The 26513-nt window shown below is 31.5% G+C and carries 18 protein-coding genes and 2 pseudogenes; 4 read left to right on the plus strand and 16 right to left on the minus strand.

The features are described 5' to 3' along the window. The first annotated feature begins 103 nt into the window (after positions 1-103). Positions 104-1522, plus strand: coding sequence for an MATE family efflux transporter (locus ACWJKP_RS16900; RefSeq protein WP_224578780.1), 1419 nt, complete (start codon positions 104-106; stop codon positions 1520-1522). Between the two features lie 242 nt (positions 1523-1764). Here the strand turns inward: ACWJKP_RS16900 and ACWJKP_RS16905 are convergent, their stop codons facing one another. Next, a complete protein-coding gene (locus ACWJKP_RS16905; protein ID WP_165413921.1) occupies positions 1765-2415 on the minus strand; it encodes a Type 1 glutamine amidotransferase-like domain-containing protein in 651 nt (216 codons plus the stop codon). 513 nt (positions 2416-2928) lie between these two features. Here ACWJKP_RS16905 and gltX point away from each other — a divergent pair. Continuing rightward, positions 2929-4584, plus strand: coding sequence for a glutamate--tRNA ligase (gene gltX / locus ACWJKP_RS16910; RefSeq protein WP_165413922.1), 1656 nt, complete (start codon positions 2929-2931; stop codon positions 4582-4584). Positions 4585-4738: 154 nt separating this feature from the next. On the opposite strand, the gene ACWJKP_RS16915 is transcribed toward gltX, so the two are convergent. The 10 genes from ACWJKP_RS16915 to ACWJKP_RS16960 all read right to left on the minus strand — a co-directional run bounded on the left by ACWJKP_RS16915 (position 4739) and on the right by ACWJKP_RS16960 (position 13752). After that, the gene (locus ACWJKP_RS16915) at positions 4739-6199 is read right to left on the minus strand and encodes an IS1182 family transposase (RefSeq protein ID WP_224578778.1); all 1461 of its coding nucleotides are present in this window, start codon (positions 6197-6199) and stop codon (positions 4739-4741) included. Positions 6200-6360: 161 nt separating this feature from the next. Then, positions 6361-7260, minus strand: a complete 900-nt coding sequence (locus tag ACWJKP_RS16920; protein WP_165414987.1) for a sensor histidine kinase — start codon at positions 7258-7260, stop codon at positions 6361-6363. Between the two features lie 39 nt (positions 7261-7299). Next, entirely contained in the window at positions 7300-8037 is a 738-nt protein-coding gene (locus ACWJKP_RS16925) for an ABC transporter permease (RefSeq protein ID WP_165414988.1), read from the minus strand. Beyond that, positions 8030-8953, minus strand: a complete 924-nt coding sequence (locus ACWJKP_RS16930) for an ATP-binding cassette domain-containing protein (RefSeq protein ID WP_165414989.1) — start codon at positions 8951-8953, stop codon at positions 8030-8032. The genes ACWJKP_RS16925 and ACWJKP_RS16930 overlap by 8 nt, the downstream gene beginning before the upstream one ends. A 35-nt stretch (positions 8954-8988) precedes the next feature. Beyond that, a complete protein-coding gene (locus ACWJKP_RS16935; RefSeq protein ID WP_165414990.1) occupies positions 8989-9138 on the minus strand; it encodes a hypothetical protein in 150 nt (49 codons plus the stop codon). Positions 9139-9287: 149 nt separating this feature from the next. Beyond that, positions 9288-9527 (minus strand): hypothetical protein, encoded by a 240-nt coding sequence (locus tag ACWJKP_RS16940; RefSeq protein ID WP_165415064.1) that lies wholly within the window; start codon positions 9525-9527, stop codon positions 9288-9290. After that, positions 9508-10731: an IS91 family transposase gene (locus ACWJKP_RS16945; RefSeq protein WP_224578775.1), complete on the minus strand. Its 1224-nt coding sequence runs from the start codon at positions 10729-10731 to the stop codon at positions 9508-9510. The genes ACWJKP_RS16940 and ACWJKP_RS16945 overlap by 20 nt, the downstream gene beginning before the upstream one ends. A gap of 127 nt (positions 10732-10858) precedes the next feature. Beyond that, positions 10859-11551: a response regulator transcription factor gene (locus ACWJKP_RS16950; protein ID WP_165414991.1), complete on the minus strand. Its 693-nt coding sequence runs from the start codon at positions 11549-11551 to the stop codon at positions 10859-10861. 563 nt (positions 11552-12114) lie between these two features. After that, a complete protein-coding gene (locus tag ACWJKP_RS16955; protein WP_165415094.1) occupies positions 12115-12276 on the minus strand; it encodes a hypothetical protein in 162 nt (53 codons plus the stop codon). A gap of 105 nt (positions 12277-12381) precedes the next feature. Next, the gene (locus ACWJKP_RS16960; RefSeq protein WP_462961669.1) at positions 12382-13752 is read right to left on the minus strand and encodes an ISNCY family transposase; all 1371 of its coding nucleotides are present in this window, start codon (positions 13750-13752) and stop codon (positions 12382-12384) included. Between the two features lie 471 nt (positions 13753-14223). Here ACWJKP_RS16960 and ACWJKP_RS16965 point away from each other — a divergent pair. Continuing rightward, positions 14224-16833: pseudogene (locus ACWJKP_RS16965) on the plus strand (cation-translocating P-type ATPase). A gap of 107 nt (positions 16834-16940) precedes the next feature. Here ACWJKP_RS16965 and ACWJKP_RS16970 read toward each other — a convergent pair. From ACWJKP_RS16970 to ACWJKP_RS16985, 4 genes are all read right to left on the minus strand, one after another. Further along, a complete protein-coding gene (locus ACWJKP_RS16970) occupies positions 16941-18773 on the minus strand; it encodes an ABC transporter ATP-binding protein (RefSeq protein WP_165412999.1) in 1833 nt (610 codons plus the stop codon). Positions 18774-18788: 15 nt separating this feature from the next. After that, positions 18789-20591, minus strand: a complete 1803-nt coding sequence (locus tag ACWJKP_RS16975) for an ABC transporter ATP-binding protein (protein ID WP_165413000.1) — start codon at positions 20589-20591, stop codon at positions 18789-18791. Between the two features lie 46 nt (positions 20592-20637). Continuing rightward, a complete protein-coding gene (locus tag ACWJKP_RS16980; protein ID WP_165413001.1) occupies positions 20638-21450 on the minus strand; it encodes an SWIM zinc finger family protein in 813 nt (270 codons plus the stop codon). 70 nt (positions 21451-21520) lie between these two features. Then, complete coding sequence (locus ACWJKP_RS16985; protein WP_165413002.1) at positions 21521-24550, minus strand: DEAD/DEAH box helicase; 3030 nt, start codon at positions 24548-24550, stop codon at positions 21521-21523. A gap of 249 nt (positions 24551-24799) precedes the next feature. Between ACWJKP_RS16985 and ACWJKP_RS16990 the strand changes: the two are divergent. Beyond that, a pseudogene (locus ACWJKP_RS16990) lies at positions 24800-24901 on the plus strand (chemotaxis protein CheV); the annotation flags it as partial. A 166-nt stretch (positions 24902-25067) separates the two neighbouring features. On the opposite strand, the gene ACWJKP_RS16995 reads toward ACWJKP_RS16990, so the two are convergent. Then, positions 25068-26219, minus strand: a complete 1152-nt coding sequence (locus ACWJKP_RS16995) for a Rossmann-fold NAD(P)-binding domain-containing protein (RefSeq protein ID WP_165413003.1) — start codon at positions 26217-26219, stop codon at positions 25068-25070. Positions 26220-26513: the final 294 nt, after the last annotated feature.

The following is a 26513-nucleotide window of genomic DNA, read 5'->3' on the forward strand; positions in this document are numbered from 1 at the left end:
GCAACTTTGTACTTTTTATGTAGCAATTGTGTGAATGTTAAAATATTCATAATAGCGTATAATAATATTAAGGAAACAAATTGATTAAGGAGAAGTGGAATTCATGACAATGAGTAGTGTCACAGAAAGCAATAAAATGTTTGGCGAGGAAAAAATCTGGAAACTGTTATTAAAATTTTCCGTGCCAGCAATAATTTCTTTAATGGTAGCAGAAATGTACAACATGGTAGATTCTATGTTTTTGGGACAATCAATAGGGGCTAATGCTATCGGTGCTTTAACCATAGCCTTTCCAATTCAAAGATTATTTTTAGCTATATCTATGCTTATAGCCATCGGTGCTTCTACCGCCGTTGCAAGAAGCTGTGGAGACGAAGATTTTAAAAATTTAAGAATTATTATACCTAATGCTATAGTTCTAATGTTTATAATAATATCTGTGGTTAGTTTTAGCATTTTTATTTTTCAAGATAAAATTTTACTTAGCCTAGGTGCTTCGCAAAATACATTTCCTCTTGCAAAAGATTATGTAAGTATAATATTAATGGGCGTTTTATTTCAATCCTTTACATTAATTGCATCTTATATTATAACTGCTTTTGGAAACACTAAAATAGTTTTATTAAGTACTTCTATTGGAGCAATTTGTAATGTAATTATAGATTATTTCCTAGTAAATGTATTTTCATATGGAGTAAAGGGAGCTGCTATAGCAACAGTAGTATCTCAGATAATAGCTTTTATATATGTTTTAATTGTATTTATGAAAATAAAGAAGGGATTAAACTTTTCTTTTAAATTAACTCTTAATAAAGCAGTATCAATTGGAATAATATGTGTTGGATTCTCAACCTTTATAATAGAAATATCAGATGCCGTAGTCGCTGCTATATTAAACAATTTACTAGCCTCTTATGGCGGAGATTTGGCCATCGTAACAGTTGGTTTAACTACAAGAGTTTCAATGTTTTTGTTTATGACGATTATGGGTATAAGTTCAGCTATGCAACCTATAGCCGCCTATAATTATGGTGCTGGAAATTATACAAGATTAAAAGAAGTTGTTAAAACATCTATAATTGCAGTATCTGTAAGTTCAACTTTATTATGGGCAATATTCATGACCTTTTCAACACAACTTATAGGATTATTTATAAATGATCCTGCCATTATACAGCAGACAGCAAAGGCTTTCAGAGTAGTTATAGCTGTATTCCCTTGCATTGGAGTATATTATTTGTCAATCGCCTATTGCCAAGCTATAAATAGAGTTAAAGCCTCTTTAAAATTATCTATTTTTAGACAGCTAATAGTATTTATACCACTAGTATATGCCTTTGTAAGTGGTTTGGATATGGGTGTGTTTGGAGCATGGCTTGCTTATCCTGTATCGGATATGATATCCTTCATTACAGCTGCTATATTCATTAAATATACTTATATTTCTTTAGAAATACTAGAGATGCATCAAATTTTCAAGAAGAATAATGCTAAACTTAGACTTGCTAATGCAACTATTTAAAATTTTATATTTCCAGCAAAAGTCGATGTATAAATTATTACATCGACTTTTAACGACATTTCAGAAGGAAAGTCTCCCACTTCTATAAGTGGAGTTACATACCCTAACAAATAAAAAACTTCAGTGGGGGGATAACAATTGAGAATTGTTATCTACAGAGGTCTACAAAGGGGTAAATCTCCTTCTGAAGTCGTTAATGCATCTTCTATGAAGATGTTGCAGCTCCGCAGGAGATGATTTAACTAAGCTTTCCTTATTTCACCCTCTTTTATCATTTTTATATCCCCATAAAAGTGCAATTTATTATCAATCACAATGATTCCATCGCCGTCATTACATGTATAAACTGTATTGCCCGTATTGTTAGAATATTCCTTTAAATCATCTAAATAATGGCTGTGATTATTCCAATGTGGCATAAAATCAAAATCAACTAGAGCTAAAGATGATAAATCTGATAATCCAACTATATCTTCATCCCCAAATTGTGCAGCTGATATGTCTTTTGCCATCATTATTGCACCTGCGCTTAATCCTATAACATAACCTCCATTTTCAACATACCTTCTAAGTCTAGTTATAAAATATCTTTTCTTTAAATTATTTAAAAAGTAATAGGTATTCCCTGATGATAGATATATTACTTCCGATTTAAATATTTTTTCTATTTTTTCTATATTACAAAAATAATCTATATCAAAATAATTAAATTCGAAGTCCCCATATTCACTTAACTTATTTTTTGTTTTTTCAAAACACTTTAAATTTATATCAGTCATTGAAGGTATATAGCTTAAAGTATATTTTTTATCTAGAAATAATTCTTTCATCTTTTTTTTCAAATTAACATTATCTTTTTCAGTAAAATCGCTTAGCAGAACCAATGCTCCCATATTATCATCTCACTTCCATATTTTTCCCTTAAGTCTTTACTTTTGATAACTTCTAATTATATGTTTCATTCGTTTTATATATTATACCTTATTTGCCAAAATCTAGACATTTGTATAGATTTATTGCTTTTTCATTACCCATAAATACACTTCTGAAGCTTTGAGTTCTTATACTTTTTCCACTCGTGATGCTATTCTATTCCACCTACCTTCATCTTGACACCTTATGTAATTTCTAAATGCTAGCCTTATTATAAAATTGACATCCAATTTTTCTCCTAAAATATATATTTGTTGCTATTTTTTGCTTAAAATATAATTTGTTGTATGTTGACATTCTAGATAATATATGTATAATTAATGTTAACTATAATGGAAAAGAAAAGTAATTGTAATTTCAATTTAAAGATAACCAATAAGTTTACCTTCATCCTATATAGGATGATAGGTTTTTTTATTTTTAATTAAATTATCACGTACATTGCTTCACTTTTATAAGAAAGGATGATTAAAATGGATTATATAAAACTATCAGATTTACTGCTACCTAACATAAGCACAACTCCAGAACACTATAGAGAGTTTTATCCAAAAAGAAATCTTAAACCCAATGCTATGGTTACAAGATATGCCCCAAGTCCTACTGGATTTCAGCACCTTGGAGGTGTATTTGCGGCTCTTATATCTGAAAGACTAGCTCATCAAAGCGAAGGAATATTTTATCTTAGAGTAGAGGATACTGACAAAAAGAGAGAGGTTGCTGGTGCCATTGAAGACACCACTAACACTCTAAGGGATTTTGGAATTCTTTTTGATGAAGGAGTTGTAGATTCTGATAATGAAAAAGGCACATATGGACCTTATAAACAAAGCGACAGAATTAGTATATATCATGCTTTTGTAAAATCGCTAATAAAAAAAGGCTTAGCTTACCCTTGCTTTTGCACTGAAGAATCTTTAGATAACACAAGGAAAATTCAACAAGAACTTAAAATCAATACAGGATATCATGGGAAATGGGCTATTCACAGAAATTCTAGTCTTGATGAAATTAATTCTGAGTTATCAAAGGGCACACCTTATGTTATAAGACTTAGAGCTCCTGAAGAATCAGGTCGAAGAGTAGTTTGTAATGATTTAATTAAAGGTACTATAAGTATGCCAGAAAATGATCAAGACATTGTTCTCCTTAAAACTAACGGGATTCCAACATATCATTTTGCACATGCAGTAGATGATTATTTAATGGGAACAACCCATGTAATACGTGGCGAAGAGTGGCTTTCATCTCTTCCTATACATTTGCAATTATTTGAAATGTTAGGCTGTACGCCTCCAGAATATGCTCATATACCTACAATTATGAAAATGGATGGTACATCAAAACGTAAGCTCAGCAAGAGAAAAGACCCTGAAATTTCCGTAGATTTTTATAAATCTCAAGGTTATCCTTTTATAGCTGTAACTGAGTACCTTGTAAATCTTATTAACTCTAATTTTCAAGAGTGGAGAGATACCCATGAAAATGAACCTTGCACAAACTTTAATATCACCCTTGAAAACATGAGCAAAAGTGGAGCACTATTTGATATTTTAAAACTTAATGATATTAGTAAAAATGTTATAGCTACTATGGATGCGTCCACAGTATACGACCTTTATCTTAATTGGGCTAAACATTATGATACTACAATTGCAAATGAGCTAATAGAAAATGAAGATTATTCGAAAAAAATATTTAATATTGAAAGAGAAAATGAAAAGCCAAGAAAAGATTTTGTAAAATGGTTAGATGTAAAAGAACATATTGAATACTTCTTTGATGATCTTTATAAAAACAGCATAAAAGGTAATTACAATTTCCCTACTCATATACCAATGGATGAGGTAAGAAGAGTTCTTACTAGCTATATAGATGTATATAATTATTCTCATGATAATGAGACTTGGTTTGCAACCCTTAAAGAGCTAGCACTCGACCTTGGGTATGCAAAAAATGCAAAAACTTATAAAAAGAATCCAGATTTATTTAAAGGTCAACTATCTGATGTTGCCACAATTGTCAGAGTTGCACTAACTAATAGAACACAAACTCAAGATTTACATGAAGTAATGCAAGTTATGGGTGAAACCCGTGTTATTAAAAGATTAAGCCAAAACTTTATTTAAATAAAAATGCCACCTACATGTAGGAGGCCACTGAAAAAAGCACTCTCTTTTCAGTAAGTTTTTTAGGCTTGAACAGAAAAAACATGAAATACCCATATTTTTGGATGTTTCATGCTTTTTCTTTTTATATTTTTATATTTAAGTTAAAAAAGCCTTATTTCATGCCTTTCAACTTGATTATTCTCTTTAGATTCACAGTGAAGATTGATAACGCACCTTGCATTTGCATGCTAATTAAACCTGACGATGTTGCTACATCATAGCCATGCTGGTGCTTAAGTTCACTGTTTTTAGCCTCTATCATATAACGTTCTCTAGCACGTTTTTTAAAATACTCACTTTTTTCGAACTCTATTTGATCTTTGTGAGTATTTGACTTTATTGAAACCGAATAAGTTTTAGATTTAGCACCTTCTTTATAGCACCCATCTTTATGAACACAATTTTTACACTTTTCTACATTAAAATAGTAAGTTAGCACTTGATTTTTACCAACATTCTTCTTTCCCTGTTTTGCTTTTTTAATAGCCATATGGCCTGCCGGACATACAAATAAACCAGCATCTTTATTAAACTCAAATTCATCTTCTTTTTTTCGCATTCCTTGTGAAATTACAGGATTTAGTCTTGAAATTAATACAATTTTATTTTCTTTTGTATATTTTAAGTTTTTCATTTCAGAATAAGCTGTATCTCCAATTACTTCATTAACATCTATACCAGCCTCACGGCTTTTTTCTATTAAGGCTATGAGCTCCTTTCCATCACTTTTTTCGCCAGTTGTAATAACAGCTGCTGTAATTAAACGTTCTTCACTCATAGCAAGGTGTGATTTATATCCAAAAAAAGAACTATCTTCAGTTTTATGCCCCACTTTTGCATCCTCATCTTTTGATAGTTTTAGATTTTCTAAGTCATCATTAATAGCTTCCATTAAGTAGTTTAATTTAGTTTTCACAGCTGGATTTGCTGCAGTTTCTGGCTTCTCGTTTATGCTATCAATTAATAATTTGCAGTACTCAAGAATATCTTCAAGTACTCCAGTTGTAACTTTATTAGGTAACTCTTCTTTAATACCAGGATGTACTCCATACAATGTTTTTCTTAAGTTTTTTGCACGTTTCAATAATTCTTCGCTCGCTGACTTTTGGTTATAACGTGACTTGGTATGCGTAGCATCAACTATTATTGCTTTACTTTTTAAAACTCCCTCTTTTATAGCAAGTTCTACAGTCTTGTTTATTAATAAATCCAATAAATTCATGTCTTTAAGGCGAAGCTTTCTAAATTTAGTTAATGTACTTGAGTTTATTAAATTTGTTTCTTCTGGGGCTAAATTTAGAAAATATTTAAAGGACATATCATAAAGAGTTCTTTCAACAACATCTTCATCAGACAATTCATATATTACTTTCAAAAGTAAATATTTAAATAGCATTATGGGGTTAATAGCACCTCTACCCATAGATGAACTATAGTTAACCACCAATTCATCATAAACAAATGAAAAGTCAACAAGGTCATTAATTTGCTTTAAAATGTTATCTTCCGGAATAATTAACGAATATAAGCTATGGTATGTATTTATTTTTATTTCCAATTGTCCTTTTAGCATAATAGTATAGCCCCTTTTATTTTAGTCTACTATACTAATTCGACATATCTTTTAAAATTCCTTTTTGTTTTTAGTCTTTTACATAAAAAAAATCGCCATCTTTAATTCGATGACGATTTTTTTTATAGTTTTTCAGTGGCCTCACATGTAGGTGGCATTTTTTATAGTCTTTTAAATTCACAACAAATGCTTAACACGTCATTATTAATATCCGTTGTTATGACTGCATTCATTTTTTCTATAAGTGTTTTTACAATAGAAAGCCCAAGTCCTGTTCCTTTTTCTGAGCGGTTTTTGTCTGCCATGTAAAATCTATCAAAGATCTTTTCTACATCTTCGACTGATAAATTTATAACTGTGTTGGTTATTTTTAATAATACCACATTTGAGTTGGTTTCTAAATAAATTGATACATTATCTCTTGCGTATTTAATAGCATTACTTAGCAAATTTTCAATTATTCGCTCTAAAGATTTTTTTTCTGCTATTATATAAATGTTTTGATTTGGTATTTGTATATTGGGCTTCAAATTTCTACTTGTAAAATCACTATACTTGCCAAGTAATATTTCTTGCAATATATTGGTAATATTTATTTTTTCAAAATCCAATTCAAAATCTTGGGATTCAACTAAAGATAGTTCATAAAAATCATTTAATAAGCTTTCAAGAGATTTAGTCCTCTGCTCCGCTATGTTTAAATATTCCACTCTTTCTTCATCACTTATATTATCTAGTTTTAAAAATTGAATATATCCCTTTATTGATGTTAGAGGCGTTCTAAGGTCATGTGATATATTTGCAATGTTTTGTTTTAGCTCATTCTGAAATTTAATTTTGCTTGCTTCGCATTGTTTTCTCATATTTGTAGTGTCATTTATAACTTTAGTTAATGCTTCAATTTCTGGGTTAATAAGACTTATAGTTAATTTTTTATCTATATTTTTTTCATTAATATCTATAAGTTGATTTGTTACGCTTATCACTTGTTTTTTCATATAAAATAGGCGAGCAAACAAAATCACTGATATGATTATTAGCACTACAACTATAAATATCACTTTATCTTCCACCTTTGCTATATATATTTTTTTCTAAAATCACTTAATCTCTGCTTTGTTAAAAAAATACACACTTAATAACGTTGAAACTACTATTGTTGTTATAGCGACTCCTATTATTTTAAATCCCTGTGAAAATTCTACATAATGCGTGTCCAAAAACAATGATTGACCAAATATAGTTCTAGTGTAAATTTCACCACTAAGGTATTTTTGAAAAACTAAACCTCTGCAAGCTCTATTAACTGTATCTATTAAAATAAAGGCCACCACTGTAATTATGCCATTTCTACATATAAATGATATTAAAACTGCAATACTTCCTATGCCAATATATATAAGAACCATAAGAAATGATACTTTAAGTATAAATGCAAGTGAAATCAAATTAAATACCTCACCATATCCATTCATAATAGTGTTTATTGTAGTAATTAAAATTGGAGATGTTAAGCTAATAATTGCAATGCCAAAATAATAACTTATACTTTTTGATATAATAATATTTCTTCTTTTATGTCCATAAGCAATTAAATTTTTTATACATCCTGAGTTAAATTCATCGCCTATATAACATGCTGCGAACGCGCCTATTAACATGTATAAAGCTATAAATTCTTGTGCCCCAAACACCTGTAATAGCACCTGTTTCCCAGTCATTTCCTTACTAAATAATATAGGACACAAAATTGATTGAAGTACCATTAACACTAATATCAACTTGAATGTTTTTGATGTTTTCAACTTGTAAAATTCAACTTTTAATAAATTAATCATCTAATTCGCCCCCTATTACTTTAGTAAAGTAATCTTCTAAGTCATCTCCCATAGGCATAATTTCTTCTACTGAAATTCCTTCCGCTGAAAGGACCTTCGACACTTTACCTGCATTATCTACATAATCATATAATTTAATTATATTATTAGGTAAAACCTCAAAATTCCTTGTTTGTAACTTTGTATTTAACACAACTGATGCTTTAGCAGCATCGTCTACTTTAATGTGAATAAGCTTTTTACATTTCTCCTCTAATTCACTATCTATAATTTGTTCTATGAGTTTACCATTATGAATTATTCCATAGCAATTTGCTAGTTGATGAAGTTCCGCTAATATGTGACTAGATATCAACATTGTAACGCCATTTTCAATATTTAGCTTTTTTAATAGCTCCCTTATCTGTATTATTGCAATAGGGTCTAATCCGTTAGTAGGCTCATCCAGCATTAAAAATTCTGGTTCACTAAGAAGTGCCATTGCTATGCCTAATTTTTGTTTCATACCTTTAGAAAAATTTCTCACCTTTTTATTCTTTAAATCTACTAATCCTACATCATTTAAAACTCTTTCTATACACTCTTTTCCTGGTATACCCTTTTGAATCCTTTCAATTTCTAAATTTTCATAAGTTGTCTTATTAACATAAATCCCTGGTGTTTCTATTAAACACCCTATACGCTTTCGATTAGCTTCAACAGTCATTTCATCATTTTCACCAAATAACTCCACCCTTCCCCTGTCCTTTACGCAAAGGCCAGCTATAACCCTCATTAATGTGGTTTTCCCCGCTCCATTTAATCCAATAAGTCCATATATCTGCCCCTTATTAATAGTCATGTCTACTGTATCTAATGCCTTCATTCCTTTATATATCTTTGAAACTGCTGTAGTTTTTACTATTACATTATTCATAATCAGCTCCACCCTTTCTTTAGATATTTTTTTTATTAATTATAATGCAGGTTGCTATAAGAAATATAGTGGTTGCCTACAATTCCAATAATTTCTCCTTCATTTATAGATAACTCTAATTTATCTAGCACCTTTTGCTTTCCATAAACTTTACTTATATTACTTAGCCTTAAAGCTTCACTCACTTTAACTCCCCCAAATTTTTTATTTCTTATATATTTATCTTAATACTCAATGCATAAGAGAAATTAAAGAACTCCTTAAGAAAACCTTAAGAAGAACAAAATCTCCCTACGGTCGAGTATTAAAGTGATGCTCCACAAATAGTGTGGCATCACCTCTTAATTATCATATCTGAACCACATTCTATACACAAAACAATAGGACTACCACTTTTCTTGTCATATTCTTCAGGCGTATAACATTCAAACGCAACAAAGTCAGGCACTTCTTCTTCAAACCCACATTTTTTACATTTAAAAAGTATCATTTTATCACGTTCTTGTGGTCGAAATGGTATGCTATCCTCATTCACTTTACCTTTAAAAATTCTTTTAATACGTTCCCATATCATATATATACCCATACTTTCTATGCCATATTTGCCACAATTCCATTAGCTGGCCGCATTTTAAACACTTTCTCGGATCTTTGGAAAAATTAATAATCATTAATTCTCTATAAGTCATTTTTCTTGTTTCCTTTTTCCAATTTATTTTTAGTGTGAACTGAATTGCCTTAAGACCACTTTTTATGTATTGCAAAAGACCAAAACACTTCCGAACTTTTACACTTATACTGCCTGCATATACTCCGTATAGTCTAACCATCTTGAAATATTTAGGGGTAATATGCATTAATAATCTACCTACAAATACTTGCGCTGTAACTGTTTCTTCTACTCTTTCATTGGTTTCATGACTCTTATACCAAAACGTTACATTTTTCCCATCATAACTAAGTATTCTATATTCTGCTATCGCGGGCCTTGCTAAATATCTACCGATATATCTTGCTGCACCTCTTGCGCTTTTCATTCTTGATTTTGCATTTATATAAAATCCATCTGGATAATCTTTGAACATTTTTAAGTACTCTGTTTTTTTCTCTGGATTTTTACTAATCATATAATTTATTAATTTGTACTGCCATACCTTCCTAAAATACTCATAGTCGAAGAAGCACATATCTTTAACTTCGTTACTCCTTGTTTTTATTTCTGGAACCAATGCATGCACATGAGGGTTAAATCCTATATTCCTTCCAAATGCATGAACTACTCCAATCATTCCACTTTGCCAAAGTACTCCTCCTTTTTTGCTCCTTTTCTTCTTTTGATATTCTTCTCTATTTTTATAGTTTACACCATTTGCAAACTCATTTATAACCTCATACACCATGTCTTGCAGGTCTTTAAGACTCTCTCTATTCCAGAAAAAATATTTTCTGTACTCAGCGGGTATTGTGAACACACAATGTCTATGTGGTACATCTAAAATCTTGTTTACTTGTTTTTCTACCCATTCACTTATGTACTTTTTCCCACATTTACTGCAAAATCTACTTTTGCATGTAAATCCTATTTTAAATACTTCTAAACATTTTAAGCATATATACGCAACAAAACCTAATGAAATATCTCCACATCCTATCATTTTCATTACTTCGATATTCATATGTTCTCTCATCTTTTCAGGATACTTTTCTTTATTCAATTTCCAAAACTCTGGATAATTATCTTCAAATATTTGTTTTATAGTAATCTTATTTTTTTTCATGATTTAATCATCTCATATTTATCTGATTTTTTCTATCTATTTTTTAGCTAGAATGTTATCCACAGCGGTTTCCGCAAGCTGTTTCCTATATAATAAAAAAATAACTAGTATATTTACTAGTTATTTTTTATGATATTTTATATCCCATACCCCATATTGTTTCTATGTATTGTTCATTAGGATTTGCCTTATGTAATTTATTTCTTATATTACTCATATGAACATTAATTGTATTGTCATCTCCTAAATACTCACTTTCCCAAACACTTTCAAACAAGTTAGCTTTACTAAATACTTTTTTAGTGTGAGACAGAAACAACTCAAGTATTGTAAATTCTCTAGTTGTTAATATTAACTCCTGATTATTTACAATAACTTCTTTAGTTTCTTTGTTTAGAACTATATCTTTATATGTTAAATTCCGCTCACAATTATCACTATTATTAAACTCCATATATCTTCTAATATTTGCTTCAACCCTAGCTGAAACCTCCCCTATATCAAAAGGCTTTGTAATATAATCATCTGCTCCTAGCTTTAGCATATCTATTTTATCTTGTTTATCTATTTTCGCCGAAATCACAATTACTGGCATTTGCTTAATTTCCCTTATACCCTTTAATACTTCGTCTCCATTCATTCCAGGCAACATTAAATCAAGTAGTACCAATTGAAAATCATTGTTTTCAATATACATCATAGCCTCTGTACCTGAATAAGCTTGTCTTACGTTATAATTATCTTTTTGCAAAAGTCTAGCTAACATACTATTTATATAATCATCATCTTCTATCACTAATATATTAATATCCTTATTCATACTCCACCCCCAATCTGCAACCTTTATACCACCTATTTCATTATGTATTTATTGTTTTTTTAAGGGTATCCGGAAGGTTACCCTTATACTATATCATGATTTATACTTTTTTATTTTAAATATTACCATTAAATCTTCTACGGAGCTGCAACAGCTTCGCAGAAGGTGCATTGACGACTTCAAAAGGAGATTTATACTCCGACTGAAGTTTTCTATTTGTTAGGGTAAGTAACTCCTACTTATAGTAGGTACTCCCGCTTATAGACGTGGGAGACTTTCCTTCTGAAATGCCATTAAAAATTATGTACTTACACTCTCTTATTTTTATCATAATTAACATTTGCAGTTACCTTCCTCTCTTAATATATTGAATATTTAATATATTTATGTGTCAAGCATTTTTGAAAATGTCCCAAAATATTTAAAACATTAGCACCAGTTTTTCTGGTGCTTTTACATTGATTTTGATTACCTAATGCATGTTGTGCAAACTGGATATAAGATTATTTAGTTACTTTGAAATTTCTCCTAAAATCTTTCCTAAATATCTTTTAGCCGTAGGCTTATAATTTTTGATGCATTAAAGCATCTCCTTCTGAAATGTCATTAAAACTGAAAAATTGTTTTTGAGGGTATGCAAGAATCCTTCCATTTATATTAGCGTAGCTAGTGAATGGGAATCCAGTTATTTTTGTCAATTTGATTTTATTAGCTTTTGCTTCCATTGGCCAGTTTCTTAATCTATTATTGAGATATGTTTTGGGTTCACTTAATAAACCTTAGAAGATTGTCTTTTTCAAAGATCTAAAATGAACAGATTTTTAGTGTTCCTATGCTACATTATCGCTGCGGTGAGCCTGTTTATTTAGATACCGCTCAAAAGAATCTTGTTTCCAAGGATGACTCATTGGTGGTATGTAGCGTTTTCTAGGTTGGTCATTTGGAACAACTAAATCAAAGTTCTTAGAGGAAAGTTTATGCCCTGGTAATAAATCTAGCGCATAAACCTTTTCATCTACACACAAGAAAATCTCGTCACTAAATGCCTGAATTACCATTCCAGATGTTCCTTTGCGATAATGTACAGGATGACCATTGGAATCTATAGGTAAATAGTAATTCTTTTTAAATTTGATACAGCTTCCGTTATCTACCTTCCTACTAGTCAATACGGCAAGAGTTAAGTTGATTTTTTCATTATCTGGTTGCATTTCAAAGACAGATTTGATATCATCAACAGGTAATGCAAACTGAGCATTGAATTCTTTTATGTAGGAGTTTAAGAATTCGTTTGCTTGCTCAATTGTGTTTATACCAGCTAGTCGCATTTCCAAGGGGAGGCGTGATTGTAACGTCTGAAACATTCTTTCTACGCGTCCCTTGGCTTGTGCAACACTACTGGTTCTAATTTCTATACCCAATTGTTTACACGCATAGCTAAACTGTGTAAATGTGTCCTCTTCAACTGAAGGGGATTTTTTTTGTTTATATTCAAATACAGTACGTCTATCAGTGAATAACATGTAGGGAATACCATAGTCAGTAAGCACTTGGTGTAGTACATGATAGTATCCGTTTAAAGTTTCCTGTGGATCGAAATAAGCCCCCATAATAGCGCCAGTGGCATCATCTACAGCGATATGCAACTGACTTTTTTCATTACCGAACCAAAGATGTACCGAAGCATCCATTTGAAGCATTTCACCTGTATAAGCACATCTTGGACGTCTAGGATGTGCATCCTCGGCAGCAATTATGGAACTTTGAATTTCAGCAATTTCTTTAATAGAATTAGTTGTTTTTTGTAGTTCTTTTAATTCTGCCTTGATCCTTTTTCTTGTAGCACGCTTCGCCTTAGGGGACAGGATGAAATCCTGTATAAGGATAGAGTGAATAGTGCTAGTAGAAACCGTTATATTGTGATGTTTTTTTAGTAATTCAGAAAAGTGAGTAAAATTGGCTTCAGAGTATTTGGTACGGTATAAATCCAGGATTAACTGCTTTGTATTAACAGTGAGGGCATGTGAGGGCTTCCGCCCTCGATTACCATGAATAAAGAATTCCTTTCCACTTTCTTTATATCCCTTAACCATTCTGTTAATATGCCTAACTGAACAATTGAGAGCTATAGCTGCTCGCTTTTTATTTCCATCTGTTTCTACTAATTTTTTTATAGTAGAGTACTTATCTATTTCTTCCATAGTTAAATTCACCTTTCTCATTATCGGCACCTCATTTCTAGTCATGAGGTTTATTATACAATGTTTTCATATTTGGGACATAATCAAATGTGGTATAGTAAGACATTATCATAAATCAATCATATATATTGAATATTTAATATATTTATGTTGACAAATACACTTGAAAATATTAGTATATGAGTATAAAGCTTATGTACGGGTTACAAAATAACATATGTAGAGGGAGTAACTTCCTGCTTTTTTTAGCAGGTTCAAAGTCGTCACCACGGATTAAATCCCGGCTTTGATAACTTCTAAAGTTTAGTAAGACTCTACAATTGATATAACTATCAATTGTAGAGTCTTTTTTATTTTGCCCTGTTATTATAATCAATAGGTTTTATATCTATTTTTATTAGCTATTTTTCATTTAATAGTAATAAAACAGAGATAGTGTTTACACTATCCTACTTGAGAAGGGGGACAATAATGAAAATATTTTATAATCAAACATCAAAAGAAGTGATGAGCACTCTGGGGGTTAATGACAAAGGACTAGATGACCTTGCAATAAAAAACAGGCGGGAAGAACAGGGCTTTAATGAATTAACTGAAGCTGCTAGAAAAAATCACATACAGGTGTTTTTAGATCAGTTCAAGGATTTTTTAGTATTAATACTTATAGGTGCTGCAATAATATCGGCCTTCCTTTCAAAGTTTGAGAGTACACTTGTTATAATTGTAGTTATTGTTATAAATGCGATTCTTGGAACTGTTCAGCACATTAAAGCAGAACAATCTTTAAAAAGCCTTCAGGCTCTTTTTTCTCCCACAGCCAAGGTTCTAAGAAATGGTCAAAAGCTAGAAATCCCTTCAAAGGAATTGCTGGTTGGAGATATCTTCTATTTAGATGCAGGAGACTATGTAAGTGCTGATGGAAGAATAATTGAAAACTACAGTCTTCAGGTAAATGAAAGTTCTTTAACAGGTGAGTCAGAAAGCGTTTTAAAAACAACAAATATAATAAATGAGGATAATTTATCAATTGGTGATAAAAAAAATATGGTGTTTTCCGGAAGTTTTATAACCTATGGAAGAGCTGTTGTTTTAGTTACATCTATTGGAATGAAAACAGAACTAGGTAAAATAGCTAACCTTTTAGAAACTGCAAAGGAAAAGAGGACTCCATTACAAGTTAATTTGGATAACTTCGGTAAAAAACTTGCCTTTGTTATACTTGCAATATCAACTCTTATTTTCGCTCTCAATATATTTAGAGACTATGCAATTATTGACTCCTTCATGTTTGCTGTATCTCTTGCTGTTGCTGCAATACCTGAAGCCTTAAGCTCAATAGTAACAATAGTTCTTGCCATTGGAACCCAAAAAATGTCTCATGAAAATGCTGTTGTAAGAAAGCTTCATGCAGTTGAAAGCCTGGGAAGCATTTCAGTGATATGCTCAGATAAAACTGGAACGCTAACACAGAATAAAATGACTGTACAAAAGGTATATGTTGATGAAAAAGTATTGTCGCATGATGAACTTGACCATGATAATCTTTTGGAAAAGAATCTTGTACTAATGGCGCTATTATGTAATGATGCTGTAACTATTAAAGACAAAGAGATTGGTGATCCCACTGAAGTTGCACTTGTAAACCTAGGTGAATTATACGATTTGGATGAGCTAGATATCAGAAAAGACTATCCAAGAGCTTTCGAGGTACCCTTTGATTCCGATAGAAAACTAATGAGTACAGCAAATAAACTTAAAGACAAAACCTTTATGATAACCAAGGGTGCACTTGATGTACTTTTATTAAGGACAATAACTATTGTTACATCAAGTGGAGTTAAAACCCTCACTGATGATGATAAAACGGAAATTGAAAGGGTAAATAGGGAATTTTCTGAAAGTGGACTCAGAGTTTTAGCTTTTGCTTATAAAGAAATAGAAAATGGAAAAACAATTGATACGTGCGATGAAAATGACTTGACATTTGTAGGTCTAATTTCCATGATGGATCCTCCAAGAGCGTAATCTAAAGTCGCAGTTGCAGAATGTATCAAGGCTGGCATTAAGCCAGTAATGATAACTGGAGATCATAAAATAACCGCTTCTGCCATAGCTAAACAAATAGGTATATTAAATAATGGATTTGTTGCTATAGAAGGCTATGAAATTGATTCCTTAAATGATGAAGAGCTTAAATCTAAGGTAGAAAATATTTCTGTATATGCAAGAGTATCCCCTGAACATAAGATAAGAATAGTAAGAGCATGGCAAGAAAGAGGAAATGTAGTGGCAATGACCGGTGATGGTGTAAATGATGCCCCTGCTTTAAAACAAGCAGACATTGGTATAGCTATGGGAATAACGGGTACTGAGGTTGCTAAAGATGCTGCTTCTATAGTACTTATGGATGATAACTTTTCAACCATTGTAAAGGCAATTTCCAATGGCAGAAGTATATATTCAAACATAAAAAATTCAATCAAATTTTTATTATCTGGAAATTCTGCCGCTGTAATCTCGGTGCTTTATACTTCACTTGCAGCGCTTCCAATGCCTTTTGCACCAGTGCACCTTTTGTTTATCAACTTGGTTACAGATAGCCTTCCAGCTATTGCAATAGGACTTGAGCCTCATAATAAAAATATAATGGATGAAAAACCTAGAAATATAAACTCACCTATATTAAATAAATCCTTTTCAATAGAAGTACTACTTGAAGGGTTACTAATTGCACTATGTACAATGACAGCGTTCCATATAGGATTATCCACCGGTGATACTATGGTTGCAAGCACAATGGCCTTTGCAACACTGTGTTTATCAAGACTGCTCCATGGATTTAACTCTAGGTCACAAGAATCAATATTTAGAATAGGAGTTTTCTCAAATAAATATTTATGGATTGCCACTATATTAGGTTATTTGCTTTTAGAATTTGTTTTAAGCTTTAAGCCATTTATGGGAGTTTTCGAAGTAGCTACTTTAACAATAACCCAACGTGCTATGATATATGGACTCTCCCTTATGCCTCTAATTCTTATTCAAATATATAAACTATTATTTGTAAGAGCTCATACGTAATATACTAAACTATAGAATAGGGACGGGTAATAACTTCTAGTAAAGTTATTACCCGTCCCTTGTATTTATAATTTATTATATCAGAATTTTCTATGCCGTGCTTTCTCTTAAGAAAGCACCGTTTTGCTTTCCATTTCCTTATCTTCTAAGAGCTGATTTGTATATAGTTTATAGTAACAACCTTTTCTTTTTAGTAGTTCTCTGTGATTTCCTGATTCCGTAATCTTTCCATTTCTTATAACAAGAATTCTATTTGCAGATACTATGGTAGAAAGTCTATGGGCAACCACAAAACTAGTTCTACCATTTAAAACTTTTTCTATGGCATTTTGTATCATTCTTTCTGTTTCCGTATCTATAGATGATGTAGCTTCATCAAGAACAAATAGTGCTGGATCTGCTACAACAGCTCTAGCAAAGGAAATAAGTTGTTTCTCTCCTGTGGATAGATTCCCTCCCCCTTCACCAACCTGCGTATCATAGCCTTTTTCTAGTTTACTTATAAACCCATGAGCATTTACAAGCTTTGATGCATTTTCAATTTCATCGAAGGTTGCATTAAGCTTTCCATATATAATGTTATCTCTAATATTTCCACTAAATAAATGTGGGCTTTGAAGTACATAGCCTACATTAGATTGAAGCCACAATAGTGATCTTTCTCTATAATCTTTTCCATCAATTAATATTTCTCCACTACTTGGTTCATAAAATCTACAAAGTAGGTTTACTAAAGTGCTTTTACCAGAACCTGTTTCTCCAACTAATGCTATAGTTTCACCTTTTTTCACTTTTAGGTTAAAGTTTTGAAACACCTTTTCTCCATTTTTATAGGAAAAGCACACATCTTTAAACTCAATATCTCCATGTATTTCTTCCCAGTTTTCTTGTTTTGCATTAAATAAATCTCCGTACTTTTCAATTACATCATTCTTATCCCATATATCTGGCTCAGTTTCTATTAAAGCTATAATTCTCTCTGCAGATGCTTGAGCATTCTGAAGTTCTGCAATGGTTCCAGCTAGCTGACTTACAGGGTCGAAGAACTGCACAGTATAAGCAATAAACATTACAAAAGTACCATAAGATAACGATTGTGATATAACCCTATCCCCTCCTAGCCATAAAGCAAAACCTGCTCCTACGCTTCCCATAGATATAACAATTGGAAGAAAGAGAGAAGAGAACATAGCTGCCTTAACTGAAGAATTTCTCATATTGCCTGCATCTTGTTTAAATTCGTTTAAGTTTTCTTCTTCACGAACAAGAGTTTTAGTAGTTTTAGCTCCAGATACCTCTTCACTAAAATCCGCAGTTAAATGTGAATTTAATTTTCTAACCTTTCTATATGATTTCAAGATTTTTTTTTGAAAAAATATCCCTATTAAAAATAAGAATGGCACCACACTCATACTTATAAGAGTTAGCTTTACGTTATTATAAAGCATTACTCCTATAAACCCAATCATCATAACTATTGCCCACACCATATCAATTAATCCCCAGGATATTATTTCACTAAGCCTTGTTACATCTGAGGTCATCCTTGCCATAAGCCATCCCACTGATGAGTTATCATAATATGAAAAAGATAGCTGTTGAAGCCTTTTAAACCCAAGCTTTCTTATATGATAAGCTAAGTGCGTTTCAATTTTACCTGCATGCATTATAAATAATCTTACATTTAACGCTTGAAAAACAATTATGCAAAAGTAAACTAATGCAAATATTGCAAGCCCGTCTATGGTTTTCTTTGCTATAAAATTATCAATAGCATACCTTGTAAGCAGTGGCATTACTACATCTACGCCTGCCACACCTACCATTAGGAAAGCCAAAAATATAAGTCCATTTTTGAATTCTGTAAGGTATTTGAAGAGCTTTCTCCATATACCTATATCTATTTTTTTAGTAGCTTTATTTTCATCTATCCTATCCATAATATCACCTGCCTTTTACTCATTAAGCACCTGCTTTTCAACCTTTATGGAATCTAGCGATGTCTGTATATCCCATATTCTTTTATAGATACCATCTTTTTTAATGAGTATGTCATGGGTTCCTATGTCTTCAATCTTTCCATGATTTATTACAATAATTTTATCCGCAGCCATAACTGTAGAAATTCTGTGAGAGATTATGAAGGTAGTATTATTTTCACTTTTCTTTTTAAGTTTCTGCCTTATAACTCTATCAGTTTCAGTATCCACCGCGCTTAGGGAATCATCAAATATCAATATAGGCATATTGTTTATAAGTGTCCTTGCTATGGCGACCCTTTGCCTTTGTCCTCCTGACAAGGTAACACCCTTTTCTCCCACAATAGTGTCATACCCCTTTTCAAAAGAAGATATAACATTATGTACATCAGCTACCGTAGCCGCATCATGGATTTCTATATCTTCAGAGTCTATCTTTGCCATTTTGATATTTTCCTTTATAGTTCTTGAATAGAGGAAAGGCTCCTGAAGCACTATTCCAACATTACTTCTCATATGCTTTCTTTCAATATCTTTAAGCTCTACTCCATCAACCTTTATAGACCCACTATTGTAGTCATAAAGTCTTAATAATAGATGCACTAGCGATGATTTACCTGAACCTGTTGGTCCAACAATAGCCACTGTTTCGCCTTTCTTTACTGTGAAAGTTATATCGCTTAAAATTATATTATCTTCCTCGTATTCAAAGTTTACATTTTCAAAGCTTATATCACCTTTAATTTGTGGCTTAAGTGCTTTTCCATATTCCTGTTCTACGTGCGCTTCAAAAACATTCGTTATTCTCTTAAGAGAAACTGACATTTTCCCCATATCTGAAAGAATTCTACCCAGCTGCCTTACTGGCCATAATAACATTCCTTCATATGTGTTAAATACCACCAAACTGCCCAAACTTATTTCTCCATTAACTGCAAAATATATGCCCGATACTAAAACCAAACCAATTTGAGTCATACAAAGTATATCTGATGTAGACCAATAAATTGAATGTAGCTTTACTAATTTGAAATTTAAATCTCTATATTTCATATTCTCTTTTTCATATTTTTCAATTTCAAATTTTTGCCTTCCAAAAGCTTTTACCACGCGGGCTCCGCTTAAATTTTCTTGAAGCACTGAGGTTAGTACCCCCTCTTGTGCATCTGAGTGCTCAAAAGTGTCCTTTATTTTATAAAAGAATACATATGAAAATATAAATATAATTGGTACTATTACCATGGCAATAATCGTCATTTTTTTATTAAGTGATAACATCATTAAAATTGCAAATGTTACTATAAAAAACGCTCTTCCTATTTCCACCATTTGCGTCGCAAAGAATTTTCTAACGGTATCTACATCTGACGTACATCTTTGAATAAGATCACCTGTTTCTGCTTTTACATGATATCCATATGGCAAATTCTGAATATGATCATACAGCTTAACTCTCATATTTCTTGCAATATTTTCAGCAGCGCGAGCGGAAAGATTCCCTCTTAGGAATAAGAAAACTCCTCTTATACACGTTAATATTACAAGACCCAAAGCACATATCCATAGATTTCTCGAAAGCACACCTGTGCCACCTAATAACCTAACCAATTTTTGCATAGGTAAAGGAACGTCCATTGGTTTATTTCCTATTATTGAATCTATTGTTACTTTTATAACCATAGGCTCCAGCATTGCTATGAAAGTAGCTACTGCTATAGAAATTATTGCTGTAATATATAATAATCTATTTCCTTTAGTTAACTTTAAAAGTTTTTTCATATAATTTATCTCCTTGTAGCTGGGCCTATTTGATACTGATTATTAATCACTTTTCATGTATATACTTTCTAGTCTCCTCTTCAGTGCTAGTATATGCTATCCCCATTTTGCACCTAAACTCATCTGTGCTTGTGCAAAAGTCTGGAATACCCAATGTTTTTATAACTCCATGCTTAACTTCGGGTGTTACATAAGAAAATGTCATGTTTAATACATCATCATCTATTTTATTAAAATTTTCAAATTCTCTTTTTAAATCTTCAATAGTTTTCCTTGACCTACGGTGTATTTTTGCTTTACGTTTAACCTTTTCACCTTCATTACCACTTCTTAAAGTTCTCAAAGCTTGTAAAAATCCATCTTTATCCATGCCTCTCAGTTTCAAAATTACAAAGGGATCCTTATCAAATTCAACACCAAGCATATAATGAACTGCAGCGATATGTTTGCATGGGTTTGCAACGTCTGAGCAGGAACACTGAGTTACTAAATGTATTTGTTTTTTAGGAAAAAGAGAAACTCCGGCTTCTTTAAAAGCTTCCTCTATATTTTCAGGCATTTCTCCATTTAAAAGTTTAGCGCAAAATATAGCTTTTTGCGACATAATCTTCATGATTTTTTCCCACTGCTGCTCCGAAAAACAATCAAGCTCCATATTCACTTTATAAGGTGTTAAGCTGCTTCCCTGAACTTCTGCCTCAATTTTCCCCTTTGAAACTTCTATGCTCAGTACATTTCCACCTCTTGCATATTCTCGTCCACTGTCAACTCTAGAACTTATAGTAAAGCTCGAAATTGCGTTATTCCATTTTTTAGACCACCAATTGCTACCAAATTCATTTCTTATTCTTCCAGCCACAGGTTTCCACCTCCTTGCCAATGTCTATGTTTAGGTAACAATTATTAATTATCACCTTCGATGTTATCTATCAATTGTAATCTTTGTTGTCCTGCTCTAATGTAAAGAGTTCGCAAAGCTCTTCATTGCCCATCTCTGATATCCAGTTTTCATTTGTCGAAACTACACTTTCAGCAAGTGCCTGTTTCTTTTCTAGCATAACATCAATTTTTTCCTCTAATGTTCCCATACATATGAATTTATGAACATGTACATTCTTAAGTTGCCCTATTCTAAAGGCCCTATCCGTTGCTTGATTTTCTACAGCAGGATTCCACCATCTATCAAAATGAAATACATGATTAGCCTTCGTTAGATTTAACCCAAGTCCACCAGCCTTTAAAGATAATATAAATACCATAGGCTCATTACTCTCATCTTGAAAAATATTAATTAGTTCTTCTCTTTTCTTTCTGCTGGTTCCACCATGTAAAAATAGTGTTCTTACCCCTAGTTTTTTCTCGATCTCTGATTTTAAAATATGTCCCATTTCTGCAAACTGCGTAAATACAAGCGACCTATCCCCTTCTTCTATAACAACTTCCAGCATTTCTAGAAGCCTTTCAAGTTTTCCAGAGCGTCCTTCAATGTCGCCATCGTCCTTTAAAAATTGCACAGGGTGATTACAAATTTGCTTGAACTTTGTTAATGAAGAAATAATAAGGCCCCTACGCTGAATACCCTCTGATTCATCAATTTTATTTATGCAATCATTTACCACAGCTTGATATAAAGTAGCCTGTTCCTTTGTTAAAGCTGTATATTCCTTAGTCTCTATTTTTTCTGGCAAATCTTTGATAATATTTGTGTCAGTTTTAAGTCTTCGTAGTACAAATGGAGCAATTATTTTTTTTAGTTTATTACTTTTTTTAGAATCTCCATCCCGCTCTATAGGAACTGCAAATTCACTCCTAAATGTTGACCAATTATATAGATATCCTTTATTTAAAAAGTCCATAATAGACCACAAATCTGAAAGTCTATTTTCAACCGGCGTTCCTGTTAATGCAACTTTATATTCCGCTTTAAGTTTTTTTATATATTGAGTTTGTTTGGACGCGCTATTCTTAATATTTTGAGCTTCATCTAATATAATTCCTGCCCATTCTTCTTTTTGGAATAACTCCTTATCTCTTACTATTAGCGCATAGGTTGTAATAACAACCTCATTTTTATGTATTTCCTCACTAAAAGTTTCATAACTCCACCTACTATTTCCGTGGTGAATCGCTGATTTAAGATTAGGTGCAAACTTTTCAATTTCTTTTTCCCAATTTCCCACAACAGACGTAGGACATATTATTAAAGTAGGTTTATCCGTTAACCCCTTTTCTCTCTCATAAAGCATAAGACATATACTTTGTACAGTTTTTCCAAGCCCCATATCATCAGCAAGGCATGCCCCTATACCATGATTTCGCAAAAAAGATAACCAGTAAAACCCTCTTTTCTGGTATTCACGAAGGGTACCTCTAAATCCTAATGGAATATCAACTTCTTCTATATTATTCAAATCAAATAATTTCTCAAAAAAATGCCCCACAGCTTCTTGATTATCTATATTATCAACAGTAACTCCTGGAATTATCTCCTCATCACTTAAGTTGAGTCTTAATAATTCTCCGACAGGAATCTTCCCATTTAATCCTTTGTTCATTTTCATCTTGGAGAGTGTTTTAATTTGATGTATATCAACCTGTACCCACTGACCCCTTAATTGAATAAATGGTATTTTCAAATTTGAAATTTTTTCAAATTCCTTCTCACTTATATCTTCTCCATTTAATGCCAATTTCCAGTCATATTCAAGAATAGTATCCATATTGAATGTACTCTTTACTGCTAAATTAGTATTTGTAATGTGCTTTTTATCCTTTAGTTTAACAGAGATCCTTGAAGGTTTTTTCCACCAAGCTGGTGCAATAATACCAAATCCTTTTTCTTTCAAGAAATAAGCTGATTCTCTTAAAAATGAATAGGCTTCCTCCATAGAAAGCTTGCACTCTATGGGTACTGCATCATAAAGACTCCTTTCAATAGGAATAAATACTCTTGATGCAACTGCTAAATCCTCTAGAAGCCTTTCTTGGGGATTATTAAATTTTTTATTTAAATAGGTTATTGTATCCACAGATTCTTCAAAAATCATTTTTGCTGGTAGCACAAGGCTAAGATCATCCTTTGCTTGAAGCAAATATTCAATTGTCCAATCCTCTTCTCTTGTAGGTGGAATAACTTTGAAACATGTACGGAATTTAAAATTACTGTTTTTAATTTTTATAGGTTCTATCCATTTCTTATACTCATTTAGCATTTTAACCTGGTCACTTGTGTCTATCGGTATCTCAGGCAATTCTGAAAAAAGAGAATGCATCCAAGTACTACTTAAATTATTAAAATCATACTCTAAGTAATCATTATCTTTGTTTATTTCGTTACAACTACTTCTTACCATACTGTCAATCATAGAATCCATAAAATTACTTACCAGTTTATTACTATTTGTGTATATGAATTGCTGATCATCTAAATGAAAATATGCCTTACACTCTGTAGGCATATTACTACATAAAACCTTCTTTTTATCAATATACTCAGGATCGCTTGTGTGCCATCTCCACTGGGAATTCACTTTTTTCTTTGCTCTATCGATGGTTAAAGAGGGTAAATACTTATGCTTTATAATTAGCTCAGCGGTAAACTTTGCCACTGTAATCCAAAACTTTATTTCCCCTGATAACTCTATCTGCTTCGTACAGTCTCTTTCTATATTCAAAATCAAATTAAATGAATCTAAATTACTAAAAGTAATACCCCTAATTTCTCTTTTTAGAAGTTCCTTTTTTATTGCATCATATTTATATTTCCCATGTTTTATATCTATTGCTGAATTATTTGTTTTGCTACGCAATTCTACAACTGAAGCCATTTTTTCATATAGTGGAAGTGCATTTTTAGGCTTTCTACCTCGTCTTGTGCACTTAGTTTCTCCACTCTCGCCCCACAATATAAATGTATGCATACCTTCTGTAGTTTCTATCCATCCGCCATTTAATATCAATTTTACTTCACCCTCTAAATAATGCTGTTAACATTTTACTATATACTATATAGTTTACCATATTTTACTGGAAAATTTCACTTTTATATTCTATTTTACTATTTTTAAATTTAACTTGTTCCTTAAAGCTTTATTTTAACATTTAAAAGTAAAGTTATGGACATTTTGCTTGAAATATAAATATAAATATAAATATAAATATTTATTTTAAAATGCTATGTTTATACCTATTTGAAAGTGAGGAAAAATATGAATAATAATATACTATTATAATCTGGAACTGGTGAACTTGAAATACTAGAATTCATCATAAATAATAAACACTATGCAATTAATTCACTAGTTATAGAAATATTATTTCAGACAATAAAATAATATTATTACTGGGTTTTAAAAAAATAGTTACTAATATTAGCCCTTATTATACTATAATTATAACCAATATTAAAATAACTCAGATGGATATTTATCCTATATACTTGTAAAAGCTGTGAAAGTCAAGTTCACAGCTTTACGATTATATTACTACATCTACTATTTCATCTCCATAATCGTTCAAACTTTCTTCAAAACATTCAATAGTTCCTCTGTATATTGATCTATTAAAATAGTCATTATTATATAAATCAAAATTTTCAACAGAATATCCTATAAGATTTTGTACAATATATACAAGTTGTTTACCATATAAATCCATACACCCCCTAGGGTTAACTCCCGGCCAAGCATTACAACTTACTACTGTTCTTTGATTAAGTGATTTCAAACACTTTGGTATAGTACTATACTCGTCATCAGCAGGGTAAATAACAATTTTATCCAGAGTTCCATGTGGTACACCTTCTATTGCCTTTACTTGAATAGGATAAACATCTGATAAATAAGGATCTGATGTTAAATCTAAAATTATAGAATGCTCCTTTAAATATCCTAATAATTCATTGCTGACAATATACTCTGTTGCATCATCCCTAGTAGTTGCATCTACTAAAATATCCGTATTTTTTAGAATTTCTATCATATGTTTTTTATCATCCGTTATATTTCTAGGTAGCATCTTAACAAGTACACCTTTAGTTTTTTCCTTAAGTATATCTTCATTTGCTTTGTTATTCCCATATTTACCAGCCAGTCTTGCTGCTGTTAAACCAACCCGTCCCATTCCCATTATACTCACAATTATAGGTTTTCTTTCTTCAATACAAGTATTTTTATAGTTTTTTGCCAGTTCAGTAAATGCTGCATTAATTCCATTTCCTGAAGTTCCCTCATAATCTACAACAATTCTTTCTGAAAAATCATTTCTAATAGAATCCATAGAAACAGCAAATATGCCTTTTTCTTTAAGCTTTTCTACCCTGGTAGCTCTAGTTGGATAATGGAGCATACTTAATAAAATACTTCCTTCTTTCATATAATCAATTTGCTCAAACTCTGGAGATCTTAAAACTACAACTATATCTTTTTCATAAGATTCTTTATTTGATACAAATTGTATTGTGCTATTCTTATTTAAATAATCTTCCTTTGTATAACCTAAAGCCGAACCATATCCTTCTTCAAGAAATATTTTCACTTTTTCCTTTTGAAGTATATCAAAAAATGCTGGCAAAAAATCTCTTTTCTCATTTATTTCTTTATGCATTCTTGGAAAACCTATCGTTTTCAATATTCTCATCCTCCTTGTCTTTCTCTTCTTTTGTTTGATTTTTTTTGAAAAATTGCAGAACCAAAATAAATAGTTGTTATTTTTAAAAAAATAACACCTTTATCCTTCTTAGTTTTATTTTTTTGTTTTTGAAAAATAGATGTACTAATAATTGAATTATATTTTGAAAGGCTTTAAAATTATAAAGTATTAATTTTAAAATTGTATTATGAAGCAGTGTGAGACTGGGTGTTACTAACTTTTGACAAGTAACAATCTGCATTGTATAATTAAGTTGTTACTTACTATAATTTG

This window comes from Clostridium sp. CM037, assembly GCF_055081095.1.